The organism is Pedobacter sp. UYP24 (assembly GCF_054057295.1).
This window is the reverse complement of sequence record NZ_JBSRZD010000017.1, coordinates 19,348-42,140: the sequence shown is the minus strand read 5'-3', so window position 1 is coordinate 42,140 and position 22,793 is coordinate 19,348. Positions and strand designations below refer to the sequence as shown.

At 40.8% G+C, this 22,793-nt stretch carries 21 protein-coding genes; 4 read left to right on the top strand and 17 right to left on the bottom strand.

Translation table 11 applies throughout. The features are described from left to right. Positions 1-228, top strand: a 228-nt coding sequence (locus tag ACVWYN_RS17995) for a hypothetical protein (RefSeq protein WP_457290201.1), incomplete at its 5' end; no start/stop codon positions are given. Between the two features lie 134 nt (positions 229-362). Here the strand turns inward: ACVWYN_RS17995 and ACVWYN_RS17990 are convergent. Beyond that, positions 363-590, bottom strand: coding sequence for a HipA N-terminal domain-containing protein (locus tag ACVWYN_RS17990; protein WP_457290278.1), 228 nt, complete (start codon positions 588-590; stop codon positions 363-365). 477 nt (positions 591-1,067) lie between these two features. Between ACVWYN_RS17990 and ACVWYN_RS17985 the strand changes: the two genes are divergently transcribed. Then, positions 1,068-1,190, top strand: coding sequence for a hypothetical protein (locus ACVWYN_RS17985; RefSeq protein WP_457290276.1), 123 nt, complete (start codon positions 1,068-1,070; stop codon positions 1,188-1,190). A 237-nt stretch (positions 1,191-1,427) separates the two neighbouring features. Here the strand turns inward: ACVWYN_RS17985 and ACVWYN_RS17980 are convergent, their stop codons facing one another. After that, the gene (locus ACVWYN_RS17980; protein ID WP_457290275.1) at positions 1,428-2,156 is read right to left on the bottom strand and encodes an AcvB/VirJ family lysyl-phosphatidylglycerol hydrolase; all 729 of its coding nucleotides are present in this window, start codon (positions 2,154-2,156) and stop codon (positions 1,428-1,430) included. A 253-nt stretch (positions 2,157-2,409) separates the two neighbouring features. Here ACVWYN_RS17980 and ACVWYN_RS17975 point away from each other — a divergent pair, with 253 nt between their 5' ends. Continuing rightward, positions 2,410-3,396, top strand: coding sequence for a 2-hydroxyacid dehydrogenase (locus tag ACVWYN_RS17975; protein WP_457290274.1), 987 nt, complete (start codon positions 2,410-2,412; stop codon positions 3,394-3,396). 23 nt (positions 3,397-3,419) lie between these two features. Here ACVWYN_RS17975 and ACVWYN_RS17970 read toward each other — a convergent pair whose 3' ends face one another. Beyond that, positions 3,420-5,111, bottom strand: a complete 1,692-nt coding sequence (locus ACVWYN_RS17970) for a GH39 family glycosyl hydrolase (RefSeq protein ID WP_457290273.1) — start codon at positions 5,109-5,111, stop codon at positions 3,420-3,422. 129 nt (positions 5,112-5,240) lie between these two features. On the opposite strand from ACVWYN_RS17970, the gene ACVWYN_RS17965 reads away from it, so the two are divergent. Further along, entirely contained in the window at positions 5,241-6,236 is a 996-nt protein-coding gene (locus ACVWYN_RS17965; protein WP_457290272.1) for an ABC transporter ATP-binding protein, read from the top strand. Between the two features lie 9 nt (positions 6,237-6,245). Here ACVWYN_RS17965 and ACVWYN_RS17960 read toward each other — a convergent pair whose 3' ends face one another. The 14 genes from ACVWYN_RS17960 to atpC all read right to left on the bottom strand — a co-directional run bounded on the left by ACVWYN_RS17960 (position 6,246) and on the right by atpC (position 22,791). Beyond that, positions 6,246-6,662, bottom strand: coding sequence for a hypothetical protein (locus tag ACVWYN_RS17960; RefSeq protein WP_457290271.1), 417 nt, complete (start codon positions 6,660-6,662; stop codon positions 6,246-6,248). A gap of 66 nt (positions 6,663-6,728) precedes the next feature. Continuing rightward, on the bottom strand, positions 6,729-7,967 hold the full coding sequence (gene ilvA / locus ACVWYN_RS17955; RefSeq protein ID WP_457290277.1) for a threonine ammonia-lyase IlvA: 1,239 nt from the start codon (positions 7,965-7,967) through the stop codon (positions 6,729-6,731). A gap of 5 nt (positions 7,968-7,972) precedes the next feature. After that, on the bottom strand, positions 7,973-9,031 hold the full coding sequence (leuB, locus tag ACVWYN_RS17950) for a 3-isopropylmalate dehydrogenase (RefSeq protein WP_457290270.1): 1,059 nt from the start codon (positions 9,029-9,031) through the stop codon (positions 7,973-7,975). A gap of 54 nt (positions 9,032-9,085) precedes the next feature. Beyond that, a complete protein-coding gene (locus ACVWYN_RS17945) occupies positions 9,086-10,603 on the bottom strand; it encodes an alpha-isopropylmalate synthase regulatory domain-containing protein (protein ID WP_457290269.1) in 1,518 nt (505 codons plus the stop codon). Between the two features lie 12 nt (positions 10,604-10,615). Further along, positions 10,616-11,212, bottom strand: a complete 597-nt coding sequence (leuD, locus tag ACVWYN_RS17940; protein ID WP_457290268.1) for a 3-isopropylmalate dehydratase small subunit — start codon at positions 11,210-11,212, stop codon at positions 10,616-10,618. 42 nt (positions 11,213-11,254) lie between these two features. After that, positions 11,255-12,673, bottom strand: a complete 1,419-nt coding sequence (gene leuC, locus ACVWYN_RS17935) for a 3-isopropylmalate dehydratase large subunit (RefSeq protein WP_457290267.1) — start codon at positions 12,671-12,673, stop codon at positions 11,255-11,257. Between the two features lie 37 nt (positions 12,674-12,710). Next, on the bottom strand, positions 12,711-13,874 hold the full coding sequence (locus tag ACVWYN_RS17930) for a 2-isopropylmalate synthase (protein WP_457290266.1): 1,164 nt from the start codon (positions 13,872-13,874) through the stop codon (positions 12,711-12,713). 60 nt (positions 13,875-13,934) lie between these two features. Continuing rightward, a complete protein-coding gene (locus ACVWYN_RS17925; protein WP_457290265.1) occupies positions 13,935-15,404 on the bottom strand; it encodes an ATP-binding cassette domain-containing protein in 1,470 nt (489 codons plus the stop codon). 10 nt (positions 15,405-15,414) lie between these two features. Next, entirely contained in the window at positions 15,415-16,896 is a 1,482-nt protein-coding gene (gene ilvC / locus ACVWYN_RS17920; RefSeq protein WP_457290264.1) for a ketol-acid reductoisomerase, read from the bottom strand. 96 nt (positions 16,897-16,992) lie between these two features. Next, positions 16,993-17,607 carry an acetolactate synthase small subunit gene (gene ilvN, locus ACVWYN_RS17915; RefSeq protein ID WP_457290263.1) on the bottom strand — a complete coding sequence of 205 codons (615 nt, stop codon included), beginning with the start codon at positions 17,605-17,607 and terminating at the stop codon, positions 16,993-16,995. 9 nt (positions 17,608-17,616) lie between these two features. Beyond that, a complete protein-coding gene (gene ilvB / locus ACVWYN_RS17910) occupies positions 17,617-19,356 on the bottom strand; it encodes a biosynthetic-type acetolactate synthase large subunit (protein ID WP_457290262.1) in 1,740 nt (579 codons plus the stop codon). 30 nt (positions 19,357-19,386) lie between these two features. After that, positions 19,387-21,084 carry a dihydroxy-acid dehydratase gene (gene ilvD, locus ACVWYN_RS17905; RefSeq protein ID WP_457290261.1) on the bottom strand — a complete coding sequence of 566 codons (1,698 nt, stop codon included), beginning with the start codon at positions 21,082-21,084 and terminating at the stop codon, positions 19,387-19,389. Positions 21,085-21,143: 59 nt separating this feature from the next. Continuing rightward, positions 21,144-22,034, bottom strand: a complete 891-nt coding sequence (gene ilvE, locus ACVWYN_RS17900; RefSeq protein WP_457290260.1) for a branched-chain-amino-acid transaminase — start codon at positions 22,032-22,034, stop codon at positions 21,144-21,146. Between the two features lie 514 nt (positions 22,035-22,548). After that, the gene (gene atpC, locus ACVWYN_RS17895) at positions 22,549-22,791 is read right to left on the bottom strand and encodes an ATP synthase F1 subunit epsilon (RefSeq protein ID WP_457290259.1); all 243 of its coding nucleotides are present in this window, start codon (positions 22,789-22,791) and stop codon (positions 22,549-22,551) included. Positions 22,792-22,793 lie beyond the last annotated feature (2 nt).

Sequence of the window (22,793 nt, the reverse complement as noted above, 5' to 3'; positions counted from 1 at the left end):
CCCATGCTATTTGTAGCGGATGCTCGTATCGATGGTAATGGCAAATTGCGTTTCCAGTTAGGACGGGACGATATTCCTATTTCAAGCCGTATGCGTTTTAATATTATGCTGAATACCGATAAGGAATATGCAGCAGGACTTCGATACATTGTCACCAAATACTTTTCATTATCGACGCATTATGATAGTGATATGGGCTTAGGCGGCGGATTAACACTAACTTATTAATTTAACCAACATTTGTAATCTGAGTTATTCTCGTCAAATGATGACGAGAATAACTCAGATTACAAATGTTGCTGCAATTGCGTTTTGCAAAACCGATTGTACATGACATTGATCCGCATAATCCGGCCATAATTTCAGGACATCTTCGATCTGCCCGATGATCTCATTGGGTTTTTTAATGTACCCCTCTGCCCGATAAAACAGAGCATTTCGACCGGGTTCATGCTGTCTGCTGGACGGCCAACCCGTGCCAACCAGGCATTGATCAAGGTGTTTCCATAACGGTCAGGCAATACATCAGCTAACAGCCCCGGTAAACCCTTAAAGGTTTGGCTTTCTCTTAATTCAGGGAATGAAAGAATCCTTCCGTTAGCTGTGTTAAGGGGTATTTTGAGTGGGGCGAAATCCTAGCCTTTGCGTAAAAAAGAAGGCTCAAACTCGAAATTAGCCACTTGTTTCTCTTCATCCCACGCTATAGCGCCAACACGCTCATTCCAAAGATTAATAAATGCGCTGTTGATCATTGTAAACGGCTTTCTTTTATAAATTGACCAATGAGGATTAAAATCCCCTTATCGCTAATTGCATACCAATCTGTGTTTGTTTTTTCCATCACTAAATGCTTTTAATGTCGTTAATGATTGTTTTTCTAAACAAAAATACAGTTATTTTTAAAAATGACATTGTTTATTAGATCATTAGGTCTATCATATTTACCATCCATCAATGTAGCCAAATGTTGTGGTGCCCGTGCAAAGAGCTGATCATTAGCTGTTAGTACCTTTTATCGTTCATATGACATACTAAAATCGGTCAAAAGATGTACTAAGTGATGTCATATGACATTTTTTGAAACACGCGAATGGGGTACATTTGTATCATATAATAAGGAAGGTAATGGTGTGTTTAGAAGACTGAGACACAAAATGACCATTAAAGCATTGGCCAACTGGTTAAATTAAAACGGCAGCAATAAATTGATTAATAAGAGATTGGGATTAGCAATCTAAAAGTAGCTGGGATAGCTGCTTTGAAAGTTCATTGACGTATTAGTATTAAATCTTAAAAGAAATGGCAAGATATAAATTGGAATAAATGGATGTTTTTCAGGTAATTAGGTTCGGTTGTGGTTTCTTATCATCGTAGGGAGGCCATCTTATCACGAAGGATATTGAATGGTGCGAATATAAACTGACGCGCTAATTGCTAATTTTCCTATTTATTACGGACACTATTTTTCCGTAATCTACCTCATCATAGCGATGCGTGCCTTGTAAGCTATCCAGCATGAAATTTTTCTTTGCTATAAATTTTAAGGGCTTTGGTTCTTCTGCTACGCCATAAAAACAGAATATTGGAATATTTACTTTTTCTACCTCTTTATCTACCTTGTAAGCATAGTTGTCGGCTGAAATGTTAGTGAGATCAGCAAAATGAACTTTGAAGGAGGTTGTGGAAAATGGCGATAGCATCTCCAATGCTATAACACGATGCTTAATCCTATTGGGTAACCTATTGTAAATAAATGGAACTACATCGGCACCAAACGAATAACCGCAAAGATATATCTGATCGGTTTTGTACAGTAGTGTATACCTCCTGATCAAATGGAGTAGGTCATTTTTGGTCTGTTCCGGTGTTTTCTGATTCCAGAAATAGTCTCGTGAATTGATGCCGATGGTATAAAAGCCATTATCCGCAAATTTTTGGGAGAGCGCATCTTCAAATTCTACCCAACCGCCATCTCCTGATAGAAATATAAGTAGTTTTTTTTTAGCAGGTTTTTTTGCTGGATAAAGGAAAATGGGAAGGTTAAGCTCCCTGCGTGCTATTGCGTTATTTTCATGAACCCTTTCGCGCTTAAAAAGGGCACAGCTGCTTAAACTTAAGATCAAAAAAGCTAAATAAGAATAAACAAATATTTTCATTTTAATCTAACTTCGATGTCTGCCTAATCAAATTCATATATCCTTCAATAGCGGCAGTCAAGGTTCTTATATAGTACTTCATTAAATTGCTCATTATTATGCTATAACTGGTGGATACACTAATATATGCCTTTAATAAATAAATCTCAATCATTTATTAAACTAAGTTACAGAGGTAAAAAAACGAACAAAAGGGAGTTTATAAAATATGCCCGTTTTAATATGACTACATTACATCAAAACTTTAGCTAATATGAGAATTGCTGTATTTAGCACCTGTAAATATGATCAGGAATTTTTAGAACGATACAATACCGGCCATGAGCTTGTCTTCTTTGAGCAGGCTTTGAGTTTAAAATCTGTATCATTAACGGAGAATTTTGATGCGTTATGTCTTTTTGTAAATGATAAGACAGATGCTAAGGTACTTGGCGCATTAAAACAAAATGGCGTAAAATTGATTCTTCTCCGCTGCGCGGGATTCAATAACATTGATATGGAGGCAGCAGCAGCATTGGATATTAAAGTTTTAAGAGTTCCCGCTTACTCTCCGGAAGCCGTAGCAGAACATGCTTTAGCTATGGTTCTAACCTTAAATAGGAAAACTCATAAAGCATACAACAGGATTAGGGAAGGTAACTTTTCTTTGGAAGGGCTAATGGGTTTCAATTTGCATAACTGTAAGGTTGCGCTAATTGGAACTGGAAATATTGGTAAGGCATTTTACAAAATCTTAAAAGGCCTGGGCTGTAGGGTTGTAGCATTTGATCCTTATCCAGACAAGGCGCTGATAGCTGATGGGCTAACATATGCAAGTTTGGAAGAGGCAGTATGCGATGCAGAAATCGTATCCCTGCATTGTCCGCTATCCGATCAATCCTTCCATATGATCAACGAACAGACTTTACGTTTTTTCAAGAAGGGTGCGATGCTAATCAATACAAGTAGAGGAGCATTGGTAAATACAGAAGAGGTTATCACTGCACTGAAATCCGGACAGCTCGGGTATTTGGGACTTGATGTTTATGAACAGGAATCCGCCTTGTTTTTCCATGACCTTTCTGGAGAGGTTATTCAGGATGATTTAATTGCCCGCTTGATCTCTTTCCCAAATGTGCTGATCACTTCTCATCAGGGGTTTTTTACCCGTGAGGCCATGCAACAGATTGCAGAGGTCACTTTTTTAAATGCAGATGCTTTTGCTAGTGGAGAACCATTGGCTAATGAGGTCAGGGCTTAACAAGGTTATTTGCCAAGCTAACTTTACCAATCTAACTTTATCAATGCCACTGCCTGACGCCTTAATTGCAAATTTACAATAGCTTTGCCCGATTGTATTTTAATCTTTTTAGTGGATACACATTTCAAATGCCCGGCATTTTCAAGTGTTGCAATTTGCTGCTGTGTGGGGTTTTTTGGTGATCCCATTTTTTTCCAAACTTCGTAGGAATTGCTGTTATTCGCATCTATGAGGTAGATTTTTAATGCTGCTTTTTTTACGGGAATGTTGTCAATAGTAATAGCTACTGCTTCAGGAGGGCCTTGCTTGTCATCGTCATGGTAATTCCAAACCATAACTGCTGCAGATTTTACATCCTTACTTGCCAATGCACCAATATCTGATTGCTCGCCTCTAATGCTTGTTTTAAGTACTTCTTCCAAGGGGTACATGCGGTTGCTTTCACTGACAATTCGTTTTCCTTTCATCATTCCAAACATCCTGAAAACATTAAGCACAGGTTTGTCTACTCCATTGGTAGCCAAGTCTCGAAAACCATAAAACCAGGGTTGGTTTTCGAATTCGAACGACCAAGACACTGCGCCTAAAAAGTTGGCTTTAGTTTGGTCTGCCAGTAAATATTCCCTGGCAAATGTAGCTGCAGTATAACTGGAATACATGGTGCCATTGCGGTAAGCATTCTCAGGATTGGTTGTCATCCCGCAGGCTGCACAGCCCTCCGGGTCAGACTCGCCAATAATAATAGGGAGGTCTTTAGTTTCGGGGTAAGACCTTGTTATTCTAAAACCTGTTTCTATATCGTTCAGTTGCGGCATCATGTCCATGCGCACTACGCCGTTTATTAGCCTCGGTGATCCTTTAGCATGAAAAAGCACGGCATCAAGAGGCGCACCCTTTTCGCCCGTAGCGTAATTAGTGCCCGATATACAATGTTTAATAAAGTTATTTAACCAGTCCTGCGCATTTTTGGAACGTGTGCCGGCGATGTCTAGTCCCCCTACTTTTGCAGTCGGCAAAGCTTTTTTTACACCATCTGCAGCGTAATCATACAGCTTAAAAAATTCTTCCTGAGTACCTTTCCAATATCCATTGGGCTCGTTCCATACTTCCCAATACCAGCTTTCTACTTCTTTCTGGCCATAACGGATTACGCAATGCTTTACCCACTGATACACCAACTCGCGCCATTTATTATAGTCTTTTGGCGGGTATGCCCAACCGGTCATAATATCAGAATAAGGATCGCCGGGTTTCCAATAGTGTCTGTAAGGTTTGGGATGTGTGGAAAGGGCTTCTGGCATAAACCCGATCTGGGCAAGTGGCTTCATGCCTCTTTTAAAGTAAGTGTCAAAAATGCTATCAATAATTTTCCAGTCGTAAACTGGTTTTCCAGCGGCATCTTCGGTGTAGGCATTAGTAGAACCCCATTTTAAAGCACCGATACCATCTCCGCTAACGAGCAGACTGTGGGCGCGAACATAAACTGGAACGGGACTTAGGTTGGCAATTTCTGTTAACAGCTTTTTACCGTCTTTCATGTACGTATAGTTTGGCTCATCATAACCAAACCATGCCCACACAGGTTGCATGGGTGCTATTTCTTTATTAAGGTCTACCGTAATTGCTGCTTGTTTTACTATTTCCTGGCTATGCGCAGGCACTGTAGCAGAAAGCGAGATGGTTGTCAGTAAATAAAGAAATCGTTTATACATCATACGAGTTGAGTTCAAAAAGTAATTATTTTACTACCGTTCAACAAAGTCGCTAAAAATTATGATACTTGGCATTCCGTTAGCCAATTTTTTCAAAAAGCTTTTTATTCAAAATCAATTACCTTTACCCCCGTGGAAGATCATATCATTAGCGTTAAGAACCTTAGTAAGCAATACCAGACTTCTCAGGCATCCGGTGTGAAGAACATTAGTTTCGACATTAAGCGGGGTCATATTGTTGGGATTATAGGCGAAAGCGGCAGCGGAAAATCAACACTCCTTAAAAGTATTTATGGATTGATCAAAGCTGATGAAGGAGAATTGTTGTTTAATGGGAAAAGGATTCTTGGTCCGGATGAGCAGCTCATCCCCGGGCATAAAGAAATGAAAATGGTTACCCAGGATTTCGCACTTAACATCTACGCCAAGGTATATGACAACATTGCTTCTATGCTATCCAATACCAATGTAAAATCCAAACAAGAGAAGACACTGGAGATTATGGAGCGGCTTCATATTGATCACCTAAGTGATAAAAAGATAACGGAACTAAGTGGGGGGGAGCAGCAGCGTGTTGCCATAGCTAAGGCATTGGTTAGCGATACCTCGGTATTGTTGCTCGACGAGCCGTTTAGCCAGGTAGATGCACTACTAAAAAACCAATTAAGGGCAGATATTAAACGCATAGCCGCCGAGACAGGTATTACGGTAATCCTGGTATCGCATGATCCGGCAGACGGGCTTTTCCTTGCTGATGAATTACTGATCTTAAGACAAGGTGAGCTGTTGCAGCGTGGTGCGCCCGCTGATATTTATAACCATCCTGATCATATTTATACTGCACAGATATTGGGTAATGCCGTAGTACTAAACGCTGATGAAGCATTGAAACTGGGATTAACCACCATTCAGAAATATGCCTTGTTTTACCCAGAATGGGTAGAACTAAAAAATGGCTGGAACAGCAGGCGCTTTGAAGTTTTAGATGTGTATTATAAAGGGTTTTACGAAGAGTTGTTACTGGAACGGAACGGTGTTAAAATACGAGCAATACAATTGAATAGAGGAGCGCATAAAAAAAACGACCATGTTCAAGCGAGCATTGGTCGTTTTTTAGAATATGATTAGAATTGGATTTTAAGGGATATATTTTGATGCAATCACAACTACTTTTGCTGTTACCACCTTTGTAGGCTTTATAGGTTTTGAAGCTTGTAAGTCTGAACTTTGAATAGCTATAGCTATTCCGCCCTTGAATAATTCATAGCTGTAAGCATCTACATCGTAGACGTAAGGAAGTTGTATATAACTTCCACTATTTAATGGATGGGATAAATAAACTAGAACTCCTTCATCATCAACAGTTACCTGATCAATATCAGAACGCCTCCACTCGTATGTATAAGTGAACCCATCTGCACTCAAAATCCATTGATTTGGCTGAATGTCAAAGTTGTACGTTCGGTTAGGGGTGTCCTGTAAAATGGTGTCTTTTTTGCACGACACCAAGCCCAGCGTGGTGGTACAAAGGATTAAAAATAGGAGCTTTTTCATTGTGTGTTGGTTTTATTTGTGTGTACAGCACATCATGCAAATCCTTTGCCACAAATAGAAAATTAATTATACCAGGTATTCAAATAAAGTCTGGTCGTTATTTAGCTCAATGATCTCGAATTTAAAAGCTTTCATCCGCTCTACCAATGCCTGATAATCATCGCTGTTAGTCAGCTCAATTCCCACAAGTGCAGGGCCATTCTCTCTATTGGTTTTTTTAATGAATTCAAAGCGGGTAATATCATCATGCGGACCTAATACATTGTTTACAAACAATTTTAAAGCTCCCGGCCGCTGCGGAAAGCGCACAATGAAATAATGCTTTAAGCCTTCATATAAAAGAGATTTCTCTTTGATCTCCTGCATGCGCTCTATATCGTTATTCCCGCCACTTATTACACAAACCACCTTTTTACCAGCAATGGTATCTTTGATCTGATCCAAAGCAGTTACTGAAAGTGCCCCGGCAGGCTCTACAACTATTGCGTCCTCATTATAAAGCTTTAAAATGGTGGTACAGATCTTTCCTTCTGCAACCAATAGCACATCGTCCAGGACCTCCTTACAAAGCTCGTAGGTTAGATTTCCAACCCGCTTTACAGAAGCACCGTCAACAAAGCGGTTAATCTCTGGCAGGGTAACTGGTCCACCATGTTCAAAAGCCTTAAGCATAGATGGGGCACCTTCAGGCTCAATCCCAATCAATTTTATTGCAGGATTTATCCCTTTCAGGTAACTGCCAACACCTGCGGCTAATCCACCACCACCAATGGGCATAACCACAACGTCAACATCGGGTAAGTCTTCCAGTATTTCTACGCCTACAGTACCCTGGCCTTCAATAATGCTGTAGTTGTCAAATGGCGGGATGAAAGTCATGTTGTGCTCCTTGGTATAGGCGAGTGCCTCCAAAAGGCAATCGTCAAACGTATCGCCTACCAATACCAACTTAACGCTTCCGTTACCAAACATCTCTGTTTGCTTCACCTTTTGCCTGGGTGTAATCTCAGGCATAAAAATTACACCTTTAGTGCCCAGTTTATCACATGAAAAAGCAACTCCCTGAGCATGGTTGCCGGCACTCGCGCACACAATACCTCTGCCCAGTTCTTCTGCGGTTAGCTGACTGATCATGTTGTATGCACCCCTTAATTTATAAGACCGTACCACCTGCATGTCTTCCCGCTTCAGGTATACTGCGCAGTTGTACTTTTCAGATAGTTTAGGATTATAAATTAAGGGCGTGTGTTTTACAACATCTGCTAAACGTAATGATGCTGCGCTGGAATCTAATTTCAAATCAATAGCTGTTATATGTTTTTAGCCAGCCAATCGCCAACCTCACTGGTTTTGTAAGCTTTGTTAGTTCCCGATAAATCTTCGGTAACAATACCTTCTGCCAAAGATTTGTTTACGACAGACCTGATCAGTTCAGCTTCTTCCGTTAAACCAAAAGCATCTTCAAACATCATCGCTGCAGAAAGTACAGTAGCCAAAGGATTGGCAATGTCTTTACCAGCTGCTTGTGGATACGAACCGTGTATTGGTTCAAACAAAGAAGTATGAACACCAATAGAAGCGGATGGCATTAAGCCCATAGAACCTGAAATTACAGAAGCTTCATCGGTTAAGATATCACCAAAGAGATTTTCAGTAATCAGTACATCATAAGTATTTGGCCATTGTACCAATCGCATAGCAACTGCATCAACAAATTCATAGCTTACGGTTACTTCTGGATAATCTTTTTCCATGTCCTGTACCGTTTCTCTCCATAGGCGTGAGGTTTCTAAAACATTAGCTTTATCTACGCAACAAAGCTTTTTGCCTCTTGTCATTGCCATTTCAAAACCTAGTTTAGCAAGGCGCTGAACTTCTACTCTTGTGTAGGTACAGGTATCAAAGGCAGTATTGCCATTGTCTGTTCTGCCTCTTTCTCCAAAATAAATACCGCCGGTTAGCTCACGAAGGATGATCAGGTCAGTTCCTTCTATACGCTCTCTCTTTAGAGGCGAGTTATCAATCAAAGAAGGGAAGGTAAAAGTAGGGCGAACGTTAGCAAAAAGGCCTAATTTTTTACGCATTTTTAAAAGACCTTGCTCTGGTCTTACCGTTGCTTTTGGGTCATTGTCGTATTTCGGGTGACCAATTGCACCAAATAATACAGCATCTGCGGCCATACATATCTCATGTGTGGAGTCTGGATAAGGTTCGCCAACAGCATCAATGGCACATGCTCCGGTTAAGGCAGGTGTCCAGGTAATTTCATGGTTAAATTTCTTTGCAATGGCATCAGATACTTTTACGGCCTGATCTATTACTTCAGGGCCTATTCCATCACCTGCCAAAAGGGCTATATTTAATTTCATACGTTGTTAAAATGTTTTAATGTTTATGGTTGTTGCTGCAGGCAGCTATTTTTATTAAATGATGTTCAGCATTTTCTGGGTAGCTTTTATGGCCGATACAGTTTGATCAGAATCCAGCCCCCTGGTAATAAATATCCTAAGGTCAATTTCCCAGGTAATGATGGTTTCGCAAAGGGCATCAGAGTTACTGCCGGGTGCTATGCGTACTGCATAATCTATTAGTTTCGGTAAATCTCTGCCTTTCTTTTTATAAACGTTTGCCAATGCATTCATAAAAGCGTTAAACTGCCCATCACCTTGTGCATTTTCTTCAAACTGCTCTCCATCAATTGATACGGAAATTGTTGCAGAAGGGCGTAAACCCATGGCATTCATCAAAGCATAAGATTTTACAATTACCTTTTCTTCATAAAGATTACTGTCAAGCACGTCAGATATGATATAGGGTAAATCCTCTTTGGTTACCGTTTCTTTCTTATCGCCCAGTTCAATTACACGTTGGGTAACTTTCTTTAAATCAGCATCGTTTAGCTTTAAACCGAGTTCCTGTAGGTTTTTCTCAATATTGGCTTTACCCGATGTTTTTCCAAGCGCATAACTGCGTTTTCTTCCGAAACGCTCTGGCAGCAAATCGTTAAAATACAGGTTGTTCTTATTGTCTCCATCAGCATGTATCCCTGCAGTTTGCGTAAATACATGGTCGCCCACAATAGGTTTATTAGAAGGGATCCTTACGCCGGAAAACGTTTCCACCAACTTACTTACCTTATAAATGGAAGATTCGTTGATCTGTACTTCCACCTCTGGTGCAAAGTCGTGAATCACAGCAACAGCACTGGCCAATGCTGCATTACCAGCGCGTTCACCCATACCATTTACAGTTAAGTGTAAACCGCTGATGCCTGCTTTTACGGCTTCCAGTACGTTTGCCGTTCCAAGATCATAATCATTATGCGCATGGAAATCGAAGTGAATGTCCGGGTATTTTAAAGTTAGCTCTTTTATAAATTGATAACTTTCGTGCGGCGTTAAAATACCCAACGTATCTGGTAGCAATATTCGTTTTACAGGTTGTGTTGCCAGGAAATCCAGGAATTGGAGTACATATTCCGGAGAGTTACGCATGCCATTACTCCAATCTTCCAGGTAAACATTGGTAGCGATATTATGGCTTGCTGCCAGTTCAATAACGTGCTTAATCTCTGAGAAATGCTGCTCTGGAGTTTTCTTTAGTTGATGTGTTAAATGATTTAAAGAGCCTTTAGTTAATAGGTTTTGCACCTTAACCCCGGCATTTACCATCCAGTCTATTGAAACACCATTGTCTACAAACGCAAGCACCTCAATCCTGTTGGCATAGCCATTGGCATGTGCCCAGCTCAATATAGATTTAACAGCTTGAAACTCTCCTTCAGAAACTCTGGCCGAAGCAATTTCTACCCGGTCCACATGAAGTTCTTCCAGTAAAAGCTGGGCAATGGTTAACTTTTCAGAACTAGAAAAAGACACTCCCGATGTTTGTTCCCCATCGCGGAGCGTTGTGTCCATTATCTCTATTTTCCTTCTTTCCATTTACGGCCCTGGTTAGATTGGTAGCTGTGCGGCAAATTCCTCAATTTCAGGTTTTATGCTTTGCAGGTAGTCAATGTCATCAAATCCGTTAAGCATGTTGTGCTTTTTATACGGGCTAATCTCAAAAATTTCTTTTTCTCCGGTTGCTAAAAGCGTGATCGTTTGGTCAGCTAAGTTTACTTCCAGTTCTGTGTTTGGATCAGCAAAAATCGCTTCGAAGATCTTTTCAGCAAATTCCGGACTAACCTGCACTGGCAGTACGCCGATGTTGAGGCAGTTATTTCTAAAGATATCTGCAAAGAAACTGGATACTACACACCTAAAGCCGTAATCGTATACTGCCCATGCAGCATGTTCTCTTGACGATCCTGAACCAAAGTTCTTGCCGCCAACCAAAATTTTGCCGCTGTAAATAGGGTTGTTCAATACAAACTCAGGTTTAGGCGTATCGTCGCCGTTGTACCTCCAGTCGCGGAACAGGTTATCTCCAAATCCTACACGCTCTGTTGCTTTTAAGAAACGCGCAGGTATCAATTGATCGGTATCCACATTCTCAATCGGTAATGGAACTGCAGTACTCTTTAATATATCAAATTTATCGTAAGCCATTTTAATGTTGTTTTGTGTTCTACAAAGTTCTTTTGATTGTTCTTAGGCGTTGGCAGTCTCCAAATCCTGCATCATGGTTCTTGGATCTGTTACTACCCCAGTAATCGCTGCTGCTGCGGCAACAAGCGGACTAGCAAGCATAGTTCTAGAACCTGGGCCTTGTCGCCCTTCAAAGTTCCTGTTAGATGTACTCACCGCATACTTACCTGCAGGTATTTTATCATCGTTCATAGCTAAACAAGCAGAACAGCCAGGCTGGCGTAAAACGAAACCAGCATCATTTAAGATGTCCAATAAACCTTCTTCTTTGATCTGGCTTTCCACAATGTGAGAACCCGGAACCAACCATACGGTAACGTCATCCGCTTTATGCTTTCCTTTTACCAATGCGGTAAAGGCCCTAAAATCTTCAATCCTTCCGTTGGTGCAGCTGCCTACAAATACAAAATCAACTTTTTTACCGATCATAGAATCACCCTCAGAGAAACCCATGTAGCCTAAAGATTTTGCATAGGTAGTAGCACCACCTTCAGCATGCTCAGCATCAGGAATTTCTGTAGAAATGCCCATACCCATACCCGGGTTTGTACCATAAGTGATCATTGGTTCAATTGAAGAACCATCGAAAGTTAATTCTTTATCAAAAACAGCATCAGGATCAGTCTTCAAGGTTCTGTAATAAGCTAATGCCCTATCCCATGATTCGCCTTTCGGACTAAACTCTCTGCCTTTAACATACTCAATTGTAGTCTCATCAGGAGCGATCATACCACCGCGTGCACCCATTTCAATGCTTAGGTTACAAACCGTCATACGGCCTTCCATAGTCATGTTTTCAAAAACATCACCTGCATATTCTACAAAATAACCGGTAGCACCAGAGGTAGACAGTTGTGAGATGATAAACAAAGCAACATCCTTAGGTGTAACGCCAAGGCCTAATTTACCATTCACATTGATGCGCATTTTTTTAGGCTTAGGCTGCATAATGCATTGCGTAGAAAGCACCATTTCTACCTCAGAAGTACCGATACCAAAGGCGATTGCACCAAAAGCACCATGCGTAGAAGTATGGGAATCTCCGCATACTATAGTAGCACCGGGTTGCGTAATGCCGTATTCCGGACCAACAACATGCACAATGCCGTTTTTCTGGTGACCTAAACCCCAGTGGCTGATACCGTACTCGTTTGAGTTTGATTCCAGTGCCTTTAGCTGATTAGCAGAAAGTGGATCTGCAACCGGCAAATGCTGGTTAATGGTTGGTGTATTGTGATCTGCCGTAGCAAAAGTACGCTCCGGGAAAAGAACTTTAATTCCTCTGCTTTTTAATCCTAAAAAGGCTACAGGGCTGGTTACTTCGTGGATAAGATGGCGATCAATAAAAAGCACATCAGGGCCACCTTCTATTTTACGTACTACGTGAGTGTCCCACACCTTGTCAAATAATGTCTTGCTCATTTTTGTTTAGTTATATATTGTTATTTACAAAAATTGGTTATGCCAATTGTTGCTTACCCATCATTGCTAACAGGTCGTTATCATTAATGTCTATTTTTTTATCAGCTAAAGTAAGGAAGCTGTGGTATACCAAACTCAGTTCTTCTTTGCTCAGGTTAAAGCCCAAACGCTCCAGGTGAAATTTTAAAGCATGCCTGCCACTACGCGCAGTAAGCACAATGCTTGCATCAGGGAAACCTACATCTTCTGGTCTGATGATCTCATAATTTTCGCGGTTTTTAAGGAAACCATCCTGGTGTATCCCAGAGCTGTGCGCAAATGCATTGCTGCCCACAATGGCTTTGTTAGGCTGTACCGGCATCCTCATTTGCGAGCTTACCATACGGCTAAGCTCATAAAAGTTCTTAGAGTTGATGTTGGTATATAAACCTAATACCTGGTGTGTTTTAAGGATCATGACAACCTCTTCAATAGAAGTATTACCTGCACGTTCACCAATACCGTTAATGGTACCTTCAATTTGGCGGGCACCATTTTGTAAACCTGCAATGGAGTTGGCAGTAGCCAAACCTAGATCATTATGGCAATGCACAGAGATGATGGCCTGATCTATGTTTTTTACGTTTTCTTTAAGAAACTTGATCTTGCTGCCATATTGGTCTGGAAGGCAATACCCATTGGTATCAGGTATGTTTACCACTGTAGCGCCTGCAGCAATTACGGCCTCAATCATTTGAGCCAGGTAATGCACATCAGCTCTTCCAGCATCTTCTGCATAAAACTCAATGTCCTCTACAGATTTTTTGGCGTATTTAACGGCCTCAACCGCACGTTCCAATATTTCTTCTCTTGTGCTGTTAAATTTATGTTTAATGTGCATGTCAGACGATCCGATACCAGTATGGATGCGGGGTCTTTTTGCATATTGTAATGCGGCAACTGCCGAATCAATATCACCTTTGTTTGCACGTGTAAGCGCACAGATGATCGGCTCAGAAACAGCTTTAGAAAGCGCAACTACGCTCTGGAAGTCGCCCGGACTAGAAATCGGGAATCCTGCCTCGATAACATCAACACCAAGTGCTTCCAGTTCCTTTGCTATCTCAACTTTTTCTGGTGTAGACAACTGGCATCCAGGTACCTGTTCTCCATCACGAAGCGTGGTGTCAAACACATAAACTCTATTTGGATCGTGTAGCATATTTCTTAGTGTTTAATTATTATATGATTTTGTGCAATAAATATATTCTTCTTCATGGTATTATACGCGCTCCAGTAAACTTTCTGCTGATTTTACTGCGCCATTTTCTAATAAAATTCTTTTTTCTATACATTCCGGTAGTTGAGATTCAAAATGCCCCACGTAAATTAAAGTGGTTCCATTTTTACAAAGGTCATCAACCAGTCTGTTAAAATGTTGTGTTTGTTGCTGGTCTAAACCCTGACAGGGCTCATCCAGGATCAATAGTTCCGGGTTTTTAATAATCGTTCTGGCCAGCAAAGCCAGTCGCTGTTTACCCAAAGGCAATTCGTTCATCAGCACTTTGCTGTGCTCGCGCAGGCCAAAATAGTCCAATAGTTCATTAACCTGCCCGGCCCTGGTAGAACCCGGTTCGCAAAACAAGCCTGAGCTGTCGTAAAATCCTGAAGCAACACTTTGCCAAACCGTTGCAGATGGGTCAAAGTACCAGTGTAATTCCGGTGATATCAGTCCGATGCGTTTTTTGATGTCCCAGATGCTTTCTCCAGTACCTCTTTTATAACCAAACAGGCTGAAATCATTGGAATATGCTTGTGGATGATCGCCACAAACCAGGCTCAATAAGGTTGATTTGCCAGAACCATTTGGTCCTTGCAGCAACCATTTCTCACCGGGCTCTACTATCCAGTTGATGTTTTTAAGTACCTGCTTATCTCCATAACTAATGTTTACATTGGTCATTTTGATTACGCTACCTAAAAAAGTAGAATTAGGACTTTCACTTAAAAAGATAGGAACAGGTTTAGTTGTAAAGTCGTTAGTACGGCCAGAAATGCGCTCATCTGCAGAAATCTCTATTATCTTTCCATTCTTGATCTCCGCAAAGCGATCCATACATAATGGAATTTCTGCATCATTACTAATCAGGATCAATTGTGTTCCTTTAGCAGAAACTGCATTCAGTAAAATGTTCAGGTTTTCCCTGGATTGTTTATCTAAACCATTATAAGGCTGATCAAGGATTAGCATTTGAGGCGCTAGCCATATCGCTTTTACCAGTTGTAATTTCTTATGTTCTCCGCTTGATAACTGGATTAGGGTAGAATCCAACAAGTCAGAAAAGCCAAATTCCTTAACAATCTTTAACGCATCGTTAAATGAAAGTTGCTTTTTTTTACCGTAGTCTTCTAATTCTGCGCGGACGGTAGCGGTTACCTCGGCCGACTGTTTATTATACCGCTGCTGGTAATAGAAGTTGGATTGGCCTTCTAAATCTTTAAACTGGTACCAGTTGGCCACATAATGTATAACCGGAGGCAGAGCTGCCTCCGGATTAAGATTGATCTCTATATTGCCATTTGCCTTGATCAAACCGGCAATGGCTTTTGCAAGTGATGTTTTTCCACTTCCACTTTCTCCGCATACCAACCAGTTCTCCGACGGATATATAATCCAGTTCAGATCCTGCAATACCGCTTTTTGACGGTACCATAGGTTTAAGTTGGTGATATGGACGACGGGGTTGGACATCTTTTCTTGCTTATGCTGTTTTGATTGCTTTCATTGCAGTCATTGCTTTTCTTAAAGTAGCACCAATAACTTCCACTTCGTGTGAGCGGATAGTTTCATTTACCGATATAAGCGCCCTATTGTCAACCGCACCATCTTTACCTTCATTAAAGTTCTTACCAACAAGGTCAGTATCTACCTTTTTCATGAAGTCCGCCAATAATGGCTTACACGCCTGGTCAAACAAATAACAACCGTACTCTGCAGTATCAGAAATTACGCGGTTCATTTCAAATAATTTTTTACGGGCAATAGTGTTTGCGATAAGTGGAGTTTCGTGTAGCGACTCGTAGTAAGCAGATTCTGGCTTAATACCAGCTTGTACCATAGTTTCAAAAGCCAACTCAACACCAGCTCTTACAAAAGCAACCATTAAAGTATAGTTGTCGAAATATTCTTGATCGCCAATTTTAACATTACCTGCCGGAGTTTTTTCGAAAGCAGTTTCGCCAGTTTCAGCACGCCATGCCAAAAGGTTTTTGTCGCCATTAGCCCAGTCTTCCATCATAATGCGGCTAAACTCTCCGCTCATGATATCATCCTGGTGTTTCTGGAACAATAGGCGCATAATGTCTTTAAGCTCTTCAGAAATTTCAAAGGCTTTGATCTTGGCAACATTGCTTAACCTGTCCATCATGGCGGTAATACCACCTTGCTTTAACGCTTCAGTAATAACTTCAACACCATATTGTACTAATTTAGAAGCGTAACCTGCATCAATACCTTTCTCAACCATCTTATCAAATGATAAAATAGAACCTGTTTGCAACAAACCACAAAGAATGGTTTGCTCGCCCATTAGATCTGACTTTACTTCAGCAACAAAAGATGATTTTAAAACACCGGCTTTATGACCACCAGTACCAACACAGTAAGCTTTAGCTTGCAATAATCCCTTTCCTTCAGGATCGTTCTCAGGGTGAACCGCGATAAGGGTTGGTACACCAAACCCCCTAACATATTCTGCCCTAACTTCACTACCCGGACATTTTGGAGCTACCATAATTACCGAAAGGTCTTTACGAATCTGCATGCCTTCTTCAACGATGTTAAAACCGTGTGAGTATAGCAATGTTGCACCTTGTTTCATCAATGGCATAATTGCATTAACTACGGCAGTATGCTGCTTATCAGGAGTAAGATTGATGACCACATCAGCAGTAGGAATCAATTCTTCATAAGTACCTACAGTGAAACTGTTCTCTGTAGCATTTTTCCATGAATCTCTTTTGCCTTCAATAGCTTCTTTACGTAGCGTATAAGAAACATCTAAACCACTATCTCTTAAATTTAAGCCTTGGTTAAGGCCTTGTGCGCCACAACCTACAATTACCAGTTTTTTTCCCTTTAAGGCATTTACGCCATCTACAAATTCAGAACTGTCCATGAAGTCGCAGACACCCAGTTGGTTTAATTTTTCTCTAAGAGGTAGCGTGTTAAAATAATTTGACATCGTTTTATTGTTTTTTGATTATTAGGTTCTTTTTAATAATTAAATAATTCTTTTAATGACGCTTGCGGCCAAGCCTTGCAAGCATCACTAACTGGTTTACATGGTAAATACGTTTTTCTCCTGATCAAGAAACTCGTTCTCAATAACATCTTGTCCGGGTTCTTCGCGTTCAAACTCTCTCAGCTTAGCATTAAAGCCTTCACTGTCTTTAATGATTGCTACCCGCGCACTGCGTACAAATTCAATCAGTCCGTAAGGCTGCAACACTTCAATCAGTTTATCAGTCTCTTCCCTGTGCCCGGTGGTTTCAAATACAGTATAATCTTTTCTGATCACTACTGCCCTTGCACCATTTTCACGTAGCAGGCGTTCTACTATAACTTTCTCTACAATGGTATCTGTTGGTACCTTATAAAGCGCCAGTTCCTGCCAGATGATGTCTTCATTGGTATTAAAATATACCTTCAATACCTCTACCTGTTTTTCTATTTGGCGGGCAAGCTTGCGTACCACGTCTTCAGATTCTGTAATGACAATATTAAAACGGTGAATGTGCTCAATCTCAGAAGGGGAGACATTCAAACTTTCAATATTGATCTTTCTTCTTGAAAATATAATGGCGATGCGGTTTAACAAACCGATCTGGTTCTCTGTATAAACAGTAATTGTAAATTCCTGCTGCTGATTGTTTTCTATAATAGAATTGCTCATGATCTTTAATTATTTAAGTCTGATTTCACTTACACTACATCCTTGTGGTACCATTGGGAACACATTGTGCTCTTTAGTTACCATCACTTCTAATAGGTAAGAACCCTTGTGGTTAAGCATCTCTTCTAAAGAGCCTACTAAGTCGTGGCGCTCTGTAACCTTCTTGCCTTTAATGTGATAAGAATCAGCAAGTTTCACAAAATCCGGACTTTTAATATCTACAAATGAATAGCGTTTTTCATTGAACAACTGCTGCCATTGGCGAACCATGCCTAAGAATTGATTGTTCAGGATCATGATCTTCACATCAACGCCAGACTGCATAATGGTACCCAACTCCTGTAAGGTCATTTGGAAACCACCATCTCCAATAACGGCTACTACGGTACGATCTGGTGTGCCAAACTTAGCGCCTATAGCGGCCGGTAAGCCAAAACCCATAGTACCTAAACCACCGCTGGTAATGTTGCTTCTGGTTTTGTTGAAATGCGCGTAGCGACAAGCCACCATTTGATGCTGACCAACATCGGTAACAATTACGGCTTCACCTTTGGTTAGTATATTTAATTGGTTAATCACTTCGCCCATAGTCAACTCTCCAGTAACCGGGTTTAGTTCATTTTGTATCAAAGTTTCCTGCTCAATTTTATCAAAAGCGCGAAACTCGTTTACCCATTCTGTATGTTGTTTTGCTTCAACCAATGCAGTTAGCATAGGCAAGGTTTCCTTGCAATCTCCCCAAACAGGAACATCCGCTTTCACATTCTTGTCTATTTCTGCAGGATCGATATCCAGATGTATTACTTTGGCTTGTTTAGCATATTTGTCTAGGCGACCAGTTACCCTGTCGTCAAATCTCATTCCGATAGCAATTAACACATCACAAGAGTTGGTTTGAACATTAGGCCCATAGTTACCATGCATACCAAGCATACCTACATTTAATGGGTGATCTGTCGGGATCGCGCCAGCGCCTAATATAGTCCAGGCCGCAGGAATACCGCTTTTTTCTACAAAAGCTTTAAACTCTTGCTCTGCACTACCCAATAATACACCTTGACCAAACAAGATAAAAGGTTTTTTGGCGGAGTTGATCAATGCCGCAGCTTCGGCTACATATTCTTTCCTTACATGAGGCTTCGGTCTGTAGCTACGGATGTGATTACAAGGAACATATCCTTCGTAATCAAATAACTGCATCTGAGCATTCTTGGTGATGTCTATCAGCACAGGTCCTGGACGGCCGCTTTTTGCAATATAAAACGCCTTAGCTAAAGCTACAGGAATTTCACTCGCATCAGTTACCTGGTAGTTCCATTTGGTAACAGGAGTGGTGATGTTGATCACGTCAGTTTCCTGGAAAGCATCTGTACCCAAAAGGTGAGCAAAAACCTGCCCGGTAATGCAAACCATTGGCGTACTATCTATCTGCGCATCGGCCAAACCAGTTACCAGGTTAGTAGCACCCGGACCGCTTGTAGCAAATACAACACCTACCTTGCCCGATGTTCTGGCATAGCCCTGAGCGGCATGTGTTGCGCCTTGTTCATGACGAACCAATATATGTTGTAATTTTTCATTGTAATCATATAGTGCATCATAAATAGGCATGATGGCACCTCCAGGATAGCCGAAAACGATATCTGTTCCTTCGGCAATTAATCCTTCCAATAAAGCTACAGAACCCGTTACCGATATAGTTTTCTTCGGTTCAGTTTGGGTGGTTATTTCTGCTTGTGCTAATTCCATATTCTTATTTTTAGTATAAGTTCTTAATAATTATCCCGTGAAGGCATCTGTTACGCAGCCTTCACTTGCGTTACTCACTTGTTTAAGGTATTTGTATAAAACACCTTTTGTGACGGGTGGTGGCAACTGTTTCCAAAGGGATCTGCGTACGGTAAGCTGTTCATCAGTTAAATTCACATTGATCGAGTTCGTTTTGGCATCAATCGTGATGATGTCATCATCATGTACCAGTGCGATATTACCGCCATCCCATGCTTCAGGAGTGATATGGCCCACTACAAATCCGTGGGTACCGCCAGAGAAACGACCATCAGTAATCAATGCAACAGATTTACCTAAGCCAGCTCCAATAATTACAGAAGTTGGTTTAAGCATCTCAGGCATACCGGGGGCACCTTTAGGGCCCACCTGCCTGATCACTACAACATCTCCGCTCTTTACTTTTCCACTTTGTATACCTGCAATCAGGTTTTTCTCGCCATCGAATACACGTGCCGGACCAACAAATTTCTCTCCTTCTTTACCGCTGATCTTTGCAACCGAGCCTAATGTAGCCAGGTTACCGTACAGCATTTGAAGGTGACCAGTTTGCTTTATTGGTTCAGTAACCGGGAATATGATTTTCTGTGTTTCAAAATCAAGATCAACCGCATCAGCAATGTTCTCTGCAATCGTTTTGCCTGTTACAGTCATGCAATCACCATGGATCAGGCCTACTTTTAATAAATATTTTAAAACAGCAGGTACACCGCCTATAGCATGCAAATCTTCCATTAAATAAGCACCGCTAGGTTTTAGATCGCCCAATACCGGCGTACTGTCGCTAATCTTTTGAAAATCTGCTAAAGTAAGCGACAAGCCAACAGATTTAGCTACTGCGATTAAATGAATTACTGCATTGGTAGAACCGCCCAAAACCATAACGGTAACTATCGCATTGTGAAATGCCTTCTCGGTCATAATATCCGATGGCAATATGTTTTTCTCCAGCAGGATTTTAATGTATTTACCAGCTTCTATGCATTCATTCTTTTTCTCTTCGCTAAGCGCCGGATATGAAGAGCTATAAGGCAAGCTCATACCCAAAGCCTCAATTGCCGAAGCCATCGTATTTGCAGTGTACATGCCACCGCAGGCACCCGCACCCGGACAAGCGTTTCTAATTACACCCTGAAAATCTTCTTCGTCAAGATTGCCGGCAAGCTTTTGTCCCAATGCTTCAAATGCGGAAACAATGTTTAAAGCCTGGCCTTTGTAATTCCCAGAGTGGATGCTGCCGCCGTATACCATAATAGATGGGCGGTTTAAACGGCCCATTGCCATTACAGAACCAGGCATGTTTTTATCGCAACCAGGAACGGTGATTAAAGCATCGTAATATTGTCCGCCACAAATGGTTTCAATGGAATCTGCAATCACATCTCTGGAAACCAGGGAGTAGCGCATACCATCAGTGCCGTTAGACATTCCATCGCTTACACCAATGGTGCCGAAGGTTAATCCCACCATATCGTTTTTCCAGACACTCTCTTTCACAATCTGTGCTAAACTGTTTAAGTGCATGTTGCAGGTATTCCCATCGTAACCCATGCTGGCAATACCTACCTGGGCTTTATCCATATCCGCTTTGGTTAAACCAATTCCGTATAACATGGCCTGCGCTGCCGGCTGTGTAGGATCCTGTGTGAAAACTTTACTGTATCTGTTTAATTCTGGTGTTTCTGACATTATTTAACTATTTATTATTATTCACTTATGTTCAAAATCAAATACTTACTAGTTAACCGTTAGATTATTGTTTCATAGTTTTGTTTATCCAATACCAGGCTCTTATAAGTTCGCTGTATGGTTGCACCTGCACTTTCAGTCCACGTTAACGGGAATACATAATCATCTACCGATGCCAGACCTGCAATTTCAGTAGCGGTACCGCATAAAAATGCGCTATCTGCATGCTTTAGGTCTTTAACCGTTAAGTGCTTCTCTGTAAGTTCTATATCCAGCACCCGGCAAAGATCAATTACAGTCGCCCTGGTAAGGCCGGGTAAGATATTGCCAAGAGGAGGTGTAAACAGGCGGCCGTTCTTTTCTATAAAGATATTTGCGCCTGGTGCTTCCGCAATGTTTCCATTCATGTCAAGCAACAAAGCTTCATCAAATCCTTTACTTTTAGCTTCTGTAGCGGCAAGGATGGAGTTTACATAATTACCACTTGCCTTAGCCTCCATAGGAGTAGATTTAGGGTTTGGCCTTTCATAGCTAGATATGCCCAATCTAAGTAGCTCGCTGCCCGAATAGGCGCCCCATTCCCAGGCACATATCATAATAGAAGAATCCTGTGCGGCGACTAAAGTCATGCTTGGCGGGCAGTATATAAGCGGTCTGATGTAAGCATCTTTCAGGTTGTTCAACTCTAAAAGTTTATAGGTTTGCTTGATCAGATCATTTACATTCCATTTAAAGGGGATGTGCAGTAATTCTGCAGAGCGTTTTAACCGCTCAAAATGTTCCCTTGCTTTAAATATTCGGGTACCGTTGTGGGTATTATAAGCCCTGATGCCTTCAAAAACCGCATATCCATAGTGGAGCGACTGTCCGTATAGATCAGTAGTTGTATCAACTGCCCTTTCGAACTGTCCGTTTATGAATAAGGTGGTTTCTGAATTATAGTATTGCATTTAGCAGGTATTTAATTTTAATTTGGTTTGTTCATTAAAAAAGCGCCATTTTGGGTGGCGCTTCGTATATTTTGTTTTATATGTTATAGCTGCGCCTGATGCTTCTGGTTTAAGAGAAGAATTACGTTAATAATGACAATTAGTAATATGCTTGCTATAATATTCATGTTGTTAATACTCGTGTTATTTTATAAAAACCAATTTAGTGCTTGCTATTTAAACTATCAATAGGAGATGCAAAATAAATGAAAAAAAATATTATACTGCTATTTGATTAAAAAACGATATAATGTATCTGATAAATCTACAATAACCTATCTTAAAGTGGAGGCTACTATACCAAATATGAAATCGGTATTCGGTATAGATGTTATGCTGACATTATAAATAATTGTATTTTCTGCGTAAAACGCTCAAAGTGGCAGTCAATGTTGTAAAAAAAGGATTGAAAATAGGTTATAAAAAAAGCCCTTTGAAAGTTCAAAGGGCTTTTTAATATGATGATTTCTAAATACTAAACAACCCCTTCGGCCAACACAATAATTTTGTTTTTTAAAACCTCTACCACGCCACCTTTAATAAAAAAGGTATCTTCAGTAGCATTAGTTTTAATAATTACCGGTCCATCTTCTAAAGTCGAAATAATAGGAGCATGGTCTTTCAAAATCTGGAAAGAACCCATAGTTCCCGGTACAGTAACCGAAGTTACTTCGCCTTCAAAAACTTTCTTGTCTGGTGTTAATATTTCTAGTGTCATTA